Annotated in this window: 10 protein-coding genes; 3 read left to right on the top strand and 7 right to left on the bottom strand. The window is 51.6% G+C overall.

Translation table 11 applies throughout. The features are described from left to right. Positions 1 to 124 precede the first annotated feature (124 nt). A complete protein-coding gene (locus DXC51_RS29110) occupies positions 125 to 1465 on the top strand; it encodes an IS30 family transposase (protein WP_117546077.1) in 1341 nt (446 codons plus the stop codon). Positions 1466 to 1779: 314 nt separating this feature from the next. On the opposite strand, the gene DXC51_RS29105 is transcribed toward DXC51_RS29110, so the two are convergent. Beyond that, positions 1780 to 2214, bottom strand: coding sequence for a 2-thiouracil desulfurase family protein (locus DXC51_RS29105; protein ID WP_021636974.1), 435 nt, complete (start codon positions 2212 to 2214; stop codon positions 1780 to 1782). Between the two features lie 201 nt (positions 2215 to 2415). Here DXC51_RS29105 and DXC51_RS29100 point away from each other — a divergent pair, with 201 nt between their 5' ends. Beyond that, the gene (locus DXC51_RS29100; RefSeq protein ID WP_117531209.1) at positions 2416 to 3132 is read left to right on the top strand and encodes a hypothetical protein; all 717 of its coding nucleotides are present in this window, start codon (positions 2416 to 2418) and stop codon (positions 3130 to 3132) included. A gap of 19 nt (positions 3133 to 3151) precedes the next feature. Here DXC51_RS29100 and DXC51_RS29095 read toward each other — a convergent pair whose 3' ends face one another. From DXC51_RS29095 to DXC51_RS29075, 5 genes are all read right to left on the bottom strand, one after another. Further along, complete coding sequence (locus DXC51_RS29095) at positions 3152 to 4042, bottom strand: tocopherol cyclase family protein (protein ID WP_147331888.1); 891 nt, start codon at positions 4040 to 4042, stop codon at positions 3152 to 3154. A 159-nt stretch (positions 4043 to 4201) separates the two neighbouring features. After that, positions 4202 to 5767, bottom strand: a complete 1566-nt coding sequence (locus DXC51_RS29090; RefSeq protein ID WP_117531213.1) for a sialate O-acetylesterase — start codon at positions 5765 to 5767, stop codon at positions 4202 to 4204. Between the two features lie 78 nt (positions 5768 to 5845). Further along, positions 5846 to 7654, bottom strand: a complete 1809-nt coding sequence (locus DXC51_RS29085; RefSeq protein WP_117531215.1) for an exo-alpha-sialidase — start codon at positions 7652 to 7654, stop codon at positions 5846 to 5848. 115 nt (positions 7655 to 7769) lie between these two features. Further along, positions 7770 to 9221, bottom strand: a complete 1452-nt coding sequence (locus DXC51_RS29080; protein WP_117531217.1) for an FAD-dependent oxidoreductase — start codon at positions 9219 to 9221, stop codon at positions 7770 to 7772. 80 nt (positions 9222 to 9301) lie between these two features. Next, positions 9302 to 10528, bottom strand: a complete 1227-nt coding sequence (locus DXC51_RS29075) for an MFS transporter (protein ID WP_117531219.1) — start codon at positions 10526 to 10528, stop codon at positions 9302 to 9304. A gap of 393 nt (positions 10529 to 10921) precedes the next feature. Here DXC51_RS29075 and DXC51_RS29070 point away from each other — a divergent pair, with 393 nt between their 5' ends. Further along, positions 10922 to 11833 carry an AraC family transcriptional regulator gene (locus DXC51_RS29070; protein WP_117531221.1) on the top strand — a complete coding sequence of 304 codons (912 nt, stop codon included), beginning with the start codon at positions 10922 to 10924 and terminating at the stop codon, positions 11831 to 11833. A 121-nt stretch (positions 11834 to 11954) separates the two neighbouring features. Here the strand turns inward: DXC51_RS29070 and DXC51_RS29065 are convergent, their stop codons facing one another. Then, positions 11955 to 12956, bottom strand: a complete 1002-nt coding sequence (locus tag DXC51_RS29065) for an aromatic acid exporter family protein (protein WP_117531237.1) — start codon at positions 12954 to 12956, stop codon at positions 11955 to 11957. Between the last annotated feature and the right edge of the window lie 234 nt (positions 12957 to 13190).

Genomic DNA, 13190 nt, shown 5'->3' with positions numbered 1-13190 from the left:
GCCTAAAATGTTATAGTTAATTCGTGATTCACCATTTAAATTCGTGCTTGACGATTTTAGTGTTACACGTTTCATGGTATGATGTTCCTGGTAAGTGGATTCCTCCATCAAAGGAGGATTTTTTATGTATAAGAAAAAAACATATGACCAAAAGCACCTTACGACAAGCCAAAGAATTCATATTGAAAAGGGGCTAAATGATGGGCTCTCATTTGCAGCCATTGCCAGAAAACTTGATAAGCATCCAAGTACAATTGCCAAGGAAGTGAAGAAATACCGCACCTTTCAAAAACGAGAGGTTGATCCAAGACATCCTCTTCGATGTGGCAGATTTAAGGATTGTTCCTTACGTTTTCTTTGTGACAAACCGAATTGCGTAAAAGTCTGCAAATACTGCTATAGCAATAAGGAACGTATTCCTGCATGCACTGCCTTTTGTCCGGAATATCTGGAACCACAATGTGAAGCTATCTGTAAAGCCCCTTATGTTTGCAATCATTGTACAAGACAGCGTACCTGTAATAAGAGCAAAGCTTTCTATATTGCACAGAATGCAGATAAATCCTCCCAGGATCTGCTTGTTTCATGCAGACAGGGAATTAATCAGGCTCCTGTCGATATCGCACTCCTTGATGATCTTATATCTCCGCTATTATTGCAGGGGCAGTCGCTGGCACACATTTATGCCTTTCACGGACATGAAATTCCCTGTTCCAGAAAAACGTTGTATAACTATATTGATCAAGGTGTTTTTACTGCAAGGAATATCGATTTGCGCCGCAAGGTCAGTTACAAATGTAAACCCAGGAAAACCGTCACAAGGGTTAGTCTTTCTGCAAAAGAGTTCCGCATCGGCCGTACTTATGAGGATTTCCAGAAATTTATTCAAACGTATCCTGATATTCCGATTGTTGAACTCGATACCGTGGAAGGTGGCCGGGATAACAGTACGCAGGCTTTCCTGACGATTTTCTTCCGTAACTGCTCTCTTATGCTCATTTTTGTGTTACAAGAGAAGTCACAGGAGCAAGTCATAAAAGTATTCGATTATTTAACACAGAAGCTTGGCATCAAAGTGTTCCAGGAGTTGTTCCCCGTAATATTGACTGATAATGGTGTGGAATTTCAGTTTCCGGGGCGTCTGGAATGCGATAAAAATGGTGAAATCCGTACCAAAATATTTTACTGCAATCCAAACTCCTCCTGGCAAAAAGGCCGCATAGAAAAGAACCATGAATATATCCGTTATGTGATTCCCAAAGGCCAAAGTCTGGATTCCTATAAGCAACGCGATGCATGCATACTTATGAATCACATCAACAGCGAAGCAAGAGACAGCCTGAACGGCTGCACTCCATTCAGGCTGTCTAAGATGCTTTTGAATAATAAGCTCCACAGACTTTTATGTCTGCAGGAAATCTCTGCTGATGAAGTCAGTTTGAAGCCATCATTACTCAAAAAATAGAACGATAATCAAGACGGAATCCACTGCCGAATTTAATCCTACAAAAATCTGGTATGTGGAATTTAGTCTTGCACACTATTCCAGATGCTTGTTTGCCATGCTTGCACACATGAAAACAGGCTCCTGGAAATTCATTATAGCTCTATTTTAGCCACTCGTAAACCAAAACAACGTGAATTAAGTGTTGCAAGATCAAGGTTTTTGGTAAATCACGAATTCACTTTGAAATTTTACCTTTTTTGATTTCTGATTTTTTTTAAAAAAGCGGAATCATTAAGGCGCTATGTTAATGCCCCCGGGAAGTCCCGCAGCAGCTACAGGCGTGCAAGCCTGTCCGTCTGTGTTTCCCCGATAATTATAAGCCCTTCCCGGCTGAGGAGCCCGGCAAGCACGCCGTTTCCCTCCACCAGCCCTCCGTCAAAAAGGCCATTATGTACTTTTCCAAAGCCACAGGCCGGGCTGCGCTCCTTGAGAATTGCCGCTTCGCAGTTAAATAAACGGGCCAGCTTCAAAATTTCCCGCGCGCCCTTCTCATATTGCTGCGTTACGTCCGCGCCCTCAGCATTGATTACCTTACCGTCAAGAATTTCTGCCGGCGGACGGGGTGTGGGAAGCCCTCCGAAGGCTTCCGGGCAGATCGGTATCAGATGATGCCTTTCCTTTAATTCTTCCAGTATGGGAAGCAGGCAGCCGGTTCCGTCATACCGGCAGTCCACTCCAAGAAGACAGGCGCTTACAAGTATGTTCATTTTGGGATTCCTCCTGATTTTTTCTGTGATTAAATGATACTTCATTATAAACGGAACTGACAAGAAATCCAAGTGTCAGAGCCCGGGGAAGTTCTCTTTTAACCGAAACAGATTGTATTTGGCCACACAATTATATATAATTCTTTTATAGACATCTGGTACTGATTAAAGTATCAGAAAAAATTAAAAGGGGGATTTTATATGAAGTTCAAAAAAATGAAGGGGATTGTGTTGGGTATTGTCTTATTTACCATGAGTTCATTGACTGTGACGGCTGCGCCGATGGTGCAGGCACCATTTACGGCTGCCCAGCTGGTTGATCAGTCAAAAGCAGCCCTGGCCGGCGTTTCTTCCTATCACGTGGAAAGTGTGGAATCCATTGAAATGACATATTCCCTCACCCCACAGGTGAATTTTTTCCACAGTATAACAACCCAGCTGACCGCCAATCCTTCCTGTATATACTATCAGGCTGTAGAAAGCACTACCACCGGTGGAAATACGGAAGCGGCAAGCCTGGAAAGGTACACCGCCTTTGAGGGAAACGTCATGAAAGAATATACAAGCAAAAACAATCTGCAGTGGACGTTAAAATCCCGTCGCGCCAAGCAGGGAGTCACCGGTTTCAGTATGCAGGATTCTTTCACTTTGCTTAAATCCAGTCCCGGGCTGACCGGAATTCCGGTTTATACTGATGGAACGATATACCAATATACCCTTTCTTCAGATGATGTTGCACAAATCTATACCTTTGACGCCGCATCCATGCTTCTTATCAGTATCCATGGTGTAATTCCCGGCAAAAACGACGGCATACAAAATATTACCAACCGCCTGGACTATGTCATTACCTATAACATGTATGATGCCTTTGGCGTCCCGGCGGAAATAGCCGGTGCCGCAATACCCATTTCATAAGGCGTATTTAAAAATTGCCCTAACGCAGCCGGTTCGTTCCGGTATCAAATTCCGCGCTGCCCATACCCAGATGATCAAATATAAGCTTTCCGTCCAGCCAGAACCGGCACCATACGGTGCATACCAGGTTTTCCTTGATAAAACGGTTCATTGAGCCCTGGACCGGCGCTTTCAGATGCTGTCCTTCCGCTGGTTTTACCCGGATGGACAGCATCATTTTTCCCTGGCGGAGCAGCACTTCATTTTCACAGAATTTCAGAATCCTCACGCCGCGGTAGGTTGCCAGCCGGTATTCCTTCCCCCTGTAATAAACAAATGCGATGCAGCCCGGAAAATGGCCTCCCAGGAAGGGGATGTCGGCTACCGATACCATGAGGCTGCATTCCTGCCTGTCATACCAGCCGGACTGGCACCAGAAATAATAGGAAGGGAAGGAAGAGCCCCAGTCCTTTTCAATATAGCCTCTTCCTCCATGGAAATTATAGGTATCGCCATTGACCTTTAAGCTTCCTCTTGTCTTGTGGCACATGCTCACCACGCCGTGGCGGCACTGCAGGAAGGGTACATAGCGGAAGGGCCCCATAATATCACTTTTCAGAGCCGCCAAACCAGCGTATCGGATCCGGCCCTCTATTTTTATGGTCCGGCCGTCTTCCTCTTTATTTAAGGACACCCGGATGCCCCGGGGAGAAAAATAATTGTTTCCTATCTGTATCGTATCCTTCTTCCCGAAAACCTTTACCGCATCCAGCGGGAAATTAAAGTTCCAGGCCGCTTCCTCCGTAATCACCTGCACCGAAGCATATCCGGGAGCATCCGCCGGAAAATGAAAAGCAGGAATCAGGGCAGCCGCGCGGCTGCCTTTTTCCTGCTTGAAATACCATCCTTTAAAAAAACCTTTCCCTGCCATAGGCACCTCCGTCTCTTTTTCAGAAGCTGCTGCTTCCGGAAAGACAATTTCCGAAAAACTGCTTCCGGGCAAGCGGCTGCCAAAGAACCGCTTCCCGGCAGGCGTTTCCCAAGGAAACGTCTGCCGGCCTATGGTTCAGGATTCCCGTTCTTCCCGCTTCTATACCTCACACATGAAGGGCTTCATAGGCAAATCCGCGGAATTATAAAATCTGACTCTGATATAAGGCACCCAGGCGAAGGAAACCTGGCATTTTGCATCGGACAGCGGCTCTGTCCGAAGCACCATCGTATCCTCGCGCAAATCAATCTCCCTGATTTCCAGCAGCCTGCCCTCCTGGCTCACCACAAATCCGTCCTTCATCTGTTCCGGCCCGGTCAGCGGAGAGGGCCGTTCCGCCTCCGCCTCGTTTTCCGGCTGTACTTCCATCTCCCACAGGCCGATACCCGTATTGGCAAAATGCAGGGCAATTCCCTCCTGCGTCCGCTCCGCCCCGATCAGGGCCGGAGGTTCACACAGAACCGGCTCGCCGTACACCTTTCCCCGTGCCAGCAGCGCCAGACGTTCCCCCACTTCTTTTTTATGCTTGGGATGGATATCCTCATACATTCCCAGATCCATGATGGAGGCCATATATGCGCCGGGCACGCTCTCGCCCACCATTTCCTGTCTGCGACGAAGCTCGGGATACTTCTCCCCGGTGCCCCCCAGCCACCAGCCATAGGGTGCAAGCTGTACATACAAGAAGGGCAGCTCCTGTCCGAAGCTCTTTCTCCAGCAGCGGATCATGGCCGTAAACAGCCTGTCATAAATCTCCGCATGGCCTTCGTCCGATTCCCCCTGATACCAGAGAACACCCCTCGCTGAAAAAGGGATGATTTTTTCCAGCATCTGATGATACAGGCCGCCGGGACGTCCCACATTGTAGGGACCCATGGGGTTTTCCGGGCCTGCCGGCCTTTTCATCCACTCTTTTTGTTCTTCCAGGCCGATTCCGTACATCACGCCGGCCCACTCCCTCCGATGCTCCATGGAGTCCTCCAGGGCAAAGGCCTTTACCGAGGCCGCTTTCAGCTCCTCCGGATCCTTACCCGCCACGGACGCCTCATATTCCTTCAGATACACATCCAGAGGCGCATCCTTAAGCCAGCTCTCCTCCAACCAGGTGGAAGCGCTGGTGCCGCCCCAGTTGCAGCCGATGATTCCCACAGGCACACCCAGCACAGGCTGCAGGCTCCTGGCAAAGGAATATCCGGGCGCGCTGAAATACGGCCATGCGTCATCCTCTTCCTCAAACCAATAGCCGCACTCCGACACATCCTTATCATGTCCGGGAAATGCCAGCCGGGGCACATTGAACATGTGAATGCGGGGGTTTTTGTTTTCATGCGCCGCGCACTGCATGTCCTCCCACTGTGCGTCATAGCACAGGAAAAATTCCATATTGGACTGTCCTCCTGCGATCCATACCTCTCCCACCGAAACATCCCTGATGGAAAGCGTCTCTTTCTGGCAGGTGATTTCCATGCGCAGCCCTTCCGCGGCCTCCATCGGCGGCAGCGTACAGCGCCAGCTTCCGTTCTCCACACGGCAGACGGCCCTGCTGCCGGCAAGCGCAACCGTCACCTCTTCCCCTTCCGGCCCTTCGCCCCAGACGGCAATTTCCTTTTGCCGCTGCAGGACACATCCGTCCTGAAATAAAATACCTGTTTTCAACTGCTCCATTTCCTTTTAACGCCTCCTGCAATGTAAATAATGATCTGTTTTTAAAAACCATTATAAAACAATCCGGCAGATTTGTCCTCATTTTTCCAGCAGCCAGTCCAGATTAAACTGTGTATAGCACAGGCAGTTGTTGGGCAGCGCTTCATACAGCAGGCCGATGCTGCCGTTTTCCTGGACGCACATGCAGGAATAGGAAAAAATATTGGTGAAAATGGGATCCTCCGCTGTTTCCCAGGTTCCCTCCAGCCTTATTTTTTTATGGGCCTTCCAGGTGATTTGACAGTCCTCCCCCACTTCTCCCAGCGATATGGTTCCGTCCGTTCTTCTGATATCCTCTCTGTTGTTTTCCCCCGATGGGTAGGAACAGAGCACATACTGTCTGCTCTTCTGCATTCCCTCCGGATACCTCCAGGGAAAATTTTCTTCCGTTCCCTCATCCACGGGAAGGGCAATCAGGGATTTCTGGCAGGACTGCACGAAAAGCTGCGTTGCCTTTCCTTCCACCCAGTGTTCACCGCCGTCCCGGCTGTAGGAAACCGGGGTATACCCCGGACGGCGGGGCCTGCCGAAGCTCAGTATTGTTCCGTCGGAAAGCTCTGCCGCCTGCACTTCATCGCAGTTGTACATATTTTCCTCACTGCGGCGCCAGGTAATTCCGTTGTCATCGCTGTATATTACGGAAGCGCTGTTTTCGCTTTTGCAGCTTTGGTACACCGGAATCAGGATTCTATTATTTTTCCGGGGATCCTTTTGCCTGGAAAGCCTGATCCCCGCCCCGGGGCCTGTCCCCAGGAAAACACCCTCCCCATCCCTCTTTACCATTGGCGTCAGATCCACAGGCTGCTCCCAGTGCTCTCCGCCGTCCCGGCTGATTGTCATCCACAAATGCATGGCAGCGGCCGCAACAAGGGGGGCGGGATCCGTTTCCAGCACCCTGTAGCCGGAGGGTACCTGCTCCCCCGGGCCGGCCATGCGTTTCCTGACAAATTCCGGCGTCCCCTGGGGAAATGAGGGCTTATTCCAGCTTAAATACACATTCCCCACGTAAATATCCTCTCCCTCTCCCGGTTTTTCCGGGATCAGCGGAGGCTCCCTGTCTAAATAATCCGCTTCTCCCACCGCATAATATAAATCCCCCAGCGTCTGGAAGCCGTGGGACGCAGAATGCTTCTGCGGCATGTAATATCGGGTTCTGCGGCCCTCGGGATCATAAACCCAGCCCTGCTCCCTGACGGTATAGCAGTTCCCCTTCTGTGCCTCCGGCCGGTCACCCACGCGGGTATCGCCGTCAAAGAGCATGAGGCGGCTTTTCCCATCGATTTCCGTAAAGGCATTTTCCTCCAGCCACTCCCTTTTCCAGAAGCCCATGCTTTCGGGGCACATATCCATAACCGCTATTACTGTCCCGTCCTCCGCCTGCACCATGCAGGGATCGATGACAAAAGGCGAATGCCAGTCATAAAAATCCTGCGGCGCATGATGGGCCTGCAGCGTGATTACCCGCTGAAGCTTTCCAAAGCTCTTTCCCCCATCCAGGCTTCTTCTCACTCCGAAGCCAAGCCAGCCCCAGTCCGCCCCTTCGTTTCCCACATCCGCGGCAGCGATGATCACCTCTCCCTCCGGTGCCCGGGCGCTGATCAGGGAAGGGATCCGGCATCCCTTCAGATCTCCCAGCTCCTCCTCCCTTCCCGCCAGCTCCGGGATTTTCAGCCTGCTGCCGTCCGTACTCACGAACAGCGGTTTATTTTTACTTTTGCACGGTTTTCCCATCTGTGTTCTCCTTTCCCTTTTCCACCAGTCTGCCATGGGAGCGGCCGCATAGCAATGGCAGGGCTTCATTCTGTTTTTACTTTCATAAAGATTTACATAACCGTATACTGATTTCATGGCCGGCTGTTAAAAAAATCAAATACTCATGGCATGTCTGCCTGGCCCGTTGCCCGTGGAAATAAAAAACGCCCTTCCGAATCAACGGAACAGGCGTTTTCCTTCATTATGCACTTTATTCCCACTTCAGGCCGATATTCTCCTGGGCGGGGCCGTCCAGCACCTTGCCTTCATAATCAAACCGGGAGCCGTGGCAGGGGCAGTCCCAGCTTTTTTCGTCCGGGTTCCAGGTCAGCTCGCAGCCCAGGTGGGGGCAGCGGGCGGACACCAGGTGCAGTGTGCCCGATTCATCCCGGTATGCGCCGATTTTTCCATTGCCGTATTCCACCAGATGACCCTCGCCCGGCCTGAGATCCTCCAGATGCTCGCCGCCCGTCGCATTACGTTTCCCCACATAGCCCTTTATGGTACAGCCTGCCTGCTTCGCCAGGCTTTCCGCCGCATCCCAGCCAAACCTGGAGGGCGTGAACACCTCCTTTGCGGGATTTTCCTTTCCGGTAATCAGATCGGCCAGCAGCCGCGCCGCCACCATGGAATGGCTCATGCCCCATTTGCCGAAGCCCGTGGCCACGTACCAGCCGGGCGCTGCCGGGGAGAAACGGCCAATATAGGGGACCGCGTCCAGTGTCATGCAGTCCTGGGCCGACCAGGCCGCCTCCTCTTTGCAGTCCGGCCAGTAGCTGCGGGCGCTGTTTCGCAGGCGTTCGTATCTGCCTCCCTCATTCGCCCCCGTACGGTGATTGCAGCCGCCGAGGATCACCAGATCCTTATCCTCCAGGCGAAGGCCGCGGAAGGAGTAATCTCCCTCGTCCATGCCGTAATACATGCCTTCCATATGACCTGCGCCGGACAGAGCAAGGCAGTAGCTTCTGTCCTGATGCATCCTGGCAAAATAATAGCCGGGCCGGTTAATAAAAGGGAAATGTCCGGCAAAAACAATATGTTCCGCCGTCACATCGCCGCCTGCTGTGGTAATCACTTTCCCTTCCACACGCTTCACCTCCGTGTTTTCATAAACCGTCAGTTCGCCTGCGATGTTAAAAAGAAATTCCAGCGGGGAAAAGCAGGCCTGCCCTTCCATTTTTGCCGCGCCCGCCACCGGGAACGGCAGCTGGGTATCCGTCACAAAGGTAACCGGAAGCCCCAGTTCGTTACAGGCGCGCACCTCATTTTCCACAACATCCCGTTTACAGCGGGTATACAGGTACGCCGGGCAGTCCAGCCACCGGCACTGGATGTTCCGGCTTTGCACCAGGCTGCGGTAATCCTCTACCGCCCTGCTGTTTGCCCGGGCATAAAGCGCCGCCTTTTCCTTTCCCTGGCTGTGGATCAGGCCGTCATAAATCAGACCGTGCTGTGCCGTGATTTTGGCGGTGGTGCTTCCTGTCTGCCCCTCGCCCACATGCCCTGCCTCCAGCACGATTGTTTTCACCCCTGCTTCCTGCAGGAAAAAGGCGGTCAGGATGCCTGCCATCCCGCCGCCTATCACCGCCGCTTCCGTTTGAATATGACCGGAAAGCGCCAGCCTTTCCGGGTTATGAGTTATTTTTCTCCAGATAGAATCCATGCCGCACACCTCTTATCCGCCAGCTTCGGGCAGTTCTGCTATGTTCCTGTTATGCATAGTGTGGGCAGCGCCGATGAATTCTATACGGCTTCTTTTCTTTTTTCAGTGACCCTTCTGCACAGCTGCAGGCCCAGCAGCAGCACAATGGGAAATACGATGGCCGCAAACAGGCCCGCCGTGAGCCTGCCGTCAAAGGCATCAGAAACCATTCCCACCAGAGTCGGCCCGGAGGAACAGCCCAGATCGCCGGCCAGGGCAAAAAAGGCGAACATGGCGGTGCCGCCTCTGGGACATTTTTCCGCCGCCAGGCTGAAGGTGCCCGGCCACATGATGCCTACCGAAAGGCCGCAGAGCCCGCAGCCTGCCAGGGAAAGCAGCGGAATGGGAGACAGGGAAGCCAAAAGGTAACTGGCCACGCACAGCAGGCTGCTTGCCGTCATGAAGGCGATGAGATTGATTTTCTCACTGAATTTTGCATAAAAGGCGCGGGAGGTTCCCATCAGGATGGCGAACATGCATGGGCCCGCCATATCCCCTATTGTTTTGGATACCTTCAGGCCTGTTTCCGCAAAGGCGGAAGCCCACTGGCTCATTGCCTGCTCCGATGCCCCTGCGCACACCATGGTAATGGCAAAAATCCAGAACAGCTTGCCGGAAAGCAGCTCCTTTACGGACATTCCCTGTCCGTCCTCATTCAGGGAACGCACCGGCACAAGGCAGAAATATACCGCATTCAGCAGCGGCACCAACGCCCAGATAAAGCTAAGGATTCTCCAGTTATGTATACCGGCCAGCGCGAAAAACAGCGTGGAAATCAGGATTACCGCCACATGGCCCCAGCAGTAGAAGGAATGCAGCAGGCTCATGGCCGCCGATTTCTGGTCAAAGGGGCAGGCCTCCACGATAGGGCTGATCAGTACCTCTATCAGGCCGCCGCCGATGGCGTAAAAGAAAATGGATATCAGCATGCCCACGTAAGGGTCCGGCATCAGATCCGGCAGGATTCCTAAGCCCGCCAGGCCCGCAGCCGCCAGCACATGGGCGGCTACGACGGATACCTTATAGCCTATTTTGTCCACAAAGCGCGCGGACAGGAAGTCCACCACCAGCTGGATGCCGAAATTGATGGTGACCAGCAGTGTTATTTTTTCCAGGGAAATCCCGTAGGACGCGATAAAGGTGGTAAAAAGCAGCGGTACAAAGTTGTTGACGATAGCCTGGGTGATATAGCCCAGATAGCTTGCATACAGGGTGTGGCGGTAGCTTTTCAGCACGGAGCCGCCACGGGTGGCAACATTGGTTTCCATAATATTTTCGTCTCCTCAAAAACAGTCTTTTCTGTTGTGATTCCCGGGCTTATGGGAGCCGGGTTTTTGCATGTCAGGGACAGGGCAAATTGCTGTGCAGTTTTGTCTGCGGAGGGTTTTGCGGGCTGGAAATTGCATGTGGTGCTTTTCCCCGGCAAAGCTTTTTCAACAGCATTTTTCTTTGCTTGCATCAGGCCTGACAATTTAGTATTATAAAGTCACATTCCGAATAAAAATAGTGATTTTTTGTCATTATTTATGATATTTATTGAATTATCCGGTCATTTTATGTATTTTCCCTCTGCAGCGGGGCAATTCCTGTTTTTTCATATGCCCGGGCACATAAATATATCCTGTAATCTTCTGCAGCGGTAATAAAATGGAGGTGTTTTCATGCAGCTGGCCCATATCGAAATCGGCTCCGATTTACAGGAGCTGACAAAGCACGGTTCCAAAGCCTTCCCCTTCCAGACCTATCTGGATGATATGTCGTTATATTATGCAGGCAGCATTCCCTGGCACTGGCACCGGGAGTTTGAACTGTCCGCGGTGGTTTCCGGGCAGGTTTCCTTAATGACTGCTTCGGAGTCCCATATCCTGCGGGAGGGGGATGGTATTTTCATTAATTCTGATATACTGCACAGCGCCTCTTCTGCCGCAGACGGCCGCTGTGTCATGTATAATTTTGTGTTTGCCCCGGAGCTTATCCAATCCTCCCCGGACAGCCTGATTATGGAAAAATACCTGTATCCCCTGATGAATAACAAAAGCTTTTCCAGCTATATTTTCCACAGGGAAGAGGCCTGGGAGGCGGAGTGTATCCGCACCATGCTTTCTATGTATGAAGCATCCCTGCAAAAGGACTTCGGCTATGAGCTGAAGATTCAAAGTCATATTGGCAGCCTTTTTACCGCGTTTGCGTCCCATCTGCCCGCCGCATTCGCCCCGGCACAGAATGCGGGACGTGAGGAAGAGCTGCTGAAGGATATGCTGCATTACGTTGAGCTGCATTTACAGGAGCCGATAACCCTGAAGGAGCTGGCCTCCTCCTTTCATGTCAGCGAAAGCACCTGCAGCCGACTGTTCCGCCGTCATCTGTCCATTTCCCCCTTCGGGTACATACTTACCTGCCGGATCGAAAAAAGCCTGCCGCTGCTTTCCGATACCAGGCAGACCATTACGGAAATCGCCTATGTCTGCGGCTTCCATGATACCAGCTATTACTGCCGGACCTTTAAGCGGATGAAGGGCATTACCCCTCTGCAGTTCAGGCGGCTGTCCGTTAGCAGCAGCTCTGATGGCTGAGCTGACGTGGCTCTTGGCAATGGCTCCGATGGCTGAGCTGACGCGGCCATTGGCAATGGCTCCGAGGGCCAAGCTGACGCGGCCATTGGCAATGGCTCCGATAGCCGAACGGCCGCGGCCGTTACCTTGCAGAGCGCTGTTCCCAGTAAATACTGCGCAGTCGTTCATCCATTGTTTCCACAAACGTTCTTTTATACAGAAGAAAGTCCTCCAAATCCATAAGAACATGGTATAGGGCCGCCCTGTTTTCAAATTCCTCCCTAGTCCCGGGAAGCGGCTCCGCCTTCATCTGTTCCATCACCCCATGGAGGCGGGCAAGCTGTGCCTTGGGATCATTAGGTTCATGGACATAAGAGGCGCAGTATTCCATAAAAGAGGCCACCGCTGCAGCCTGTCCCGGCAGCGAGCTCAGCTTGATAAGCTCTCCGTGCAGGTTACGGAGCACAAGGCACTGTTTTGTCCGCATCTCAAAATAGCGCAGATAATAGCCGGCATGGGGCCGGAGGATATTATAGCGGTATTCATATGCCTGTTCCCGGAAGCCCTCCAGCCTGCTTTCCAGAAGCTCCAAATCCTCCCAGGCCCTCTCCTGCCGTCCGCTTCCCGACAGGTACGCCGCCAGTTCTTTCAATATCTTTTTTAATTCTCCCTCCGTCAGCCGCACATGCGCCAACAGCTTTTTTCTGCGTCCGGCATTGTTCTGGAACAGGTTCAGCAGTATTGCGAAAAAAATACCGATTATCACCAGCGCAAGTTCATTCCTGATAAAAGCCGGGCTGAAGTCCCCCGTTTCCAAAAAATGGGTGCCAATGACCGCATTGACGGAAATCACCGCCCGCCAGTCCATCAGGGTAAAAATAACGGAAATAAGAAATACGTACATACCATAGGCCAGCCAGTCCCCGGGCATATGCCGGAATAAAAGCCGGCAGAGAAACACGGACAGAACAAATGACAGGAGCCTGTAACAGGAGAGCTTGAGTGTCTCCCACCGGGTAGTCAAAAGGGTCAGCAGGGTAATCGTCCCTGCCGAGGCTGCGAAATCCAGCTGCAGCTGCCGGGCGATATACATGGAAATGCAGCTTCCCGCCGCTATTTTCAGGGCGGGGATTGTGGTGTGCATTATTTTATTACTGCCGTTTCTTTTGTTTTTACTGCTATTCCTTCGCTTATTTTCATTAATCATTCTGCTTCAGGGCCTTTCTGAGCGAATCAAATCCTAATACTATGGTAAGCAATTTCGGAGATTTCATGTAAATATCTTCCTAGCATACTTTTTATTACTGTTTCAGCTGTTTCAGCATAAGGTAAAATTTCAAAGTGAATTCGTGATTTACCAAAAACCTTGATCTTGCAA

This window comes from Eisenbergiella massiliensis (assembly GCF_003435485.1).
Note: the sequence above shows the minus strand (reverse complement) of the source record. Positions and strands in the feature narration are given on the sequence as shown.

Bases quoted from the DNA above. Each gene is read 5' to 3' on its own strand.
- DXC51_RS29110 (WP_117546077.1), top strand. From the start codon at position 125: ATGTATAAGAAAAAAACATATGACCAAAAGCACCTTACGACAAGCCAA.
- DXC51_RS29105 (WP_021636974.1), bottom strand. From the start codon at position 2,214: ATGAACATACTTGTAAGCGCCTGTCTTCTTGGAGTGGACTGCCGGTAT.
- DXC51_RS29100 (WP_117531209.1), top strand. From the start codon at position 2,416: ATGAAGTTCAAAAAAATGAAGGGGATTGTGTTGGGTATTGTCTTATTT.
- DXC51_RS29095 (WP_147331888.1), bottom strand. From the start codon at position 4,042: ATGGCAGGGAAAGGTTTTTTTAAAGGATGGTATTTCAAGCAGGAAAAA.
- DXC51_RS29090 (WP_117531213.1), bottom strand. From the start codon at position 5,767: ATGGAGCAGTTGAAAACAGGTATTTTATTTCAGGACGGATGTGTCCTG.
- DXC51_RS29085 (WP_117531215.1), bottom strand. From the start codon at position 7,654: ATGAAATCAGTATACGGTTATGTAAATCTTTATGAAAGTAAAAACAGA.
- DXC51_RS29080 (WP_117531217.1), bottom strand. From the start codon at position 9,221: ATGGATTCTATCTGGAGAAAAATAACTCATAACCCGGAAAGGCTGGCG.
- DXC51_RS29075 (WP_117531219.1), bottom strand. From the start codon at position 10,528: ATGGAAACCAATGTTGCCACCCGTGGCGGCTCCGTGCTGAAAAGCTAC.
- DXC51_RS29070 (WP_117531221.1), top strand. From the start codon at position 10,922: ATGCAGCTGGCCCATATCGAAATCGGCTCCGATTTACAGGAGCTGACA.
- DXC51_RS29065 (WP_117531237.1), bottom strand. From the start codon at position 12,956: ATGCACACCACAATCCCCGCCCTGAAAATAGCGGCGGGAAGCTGCATT.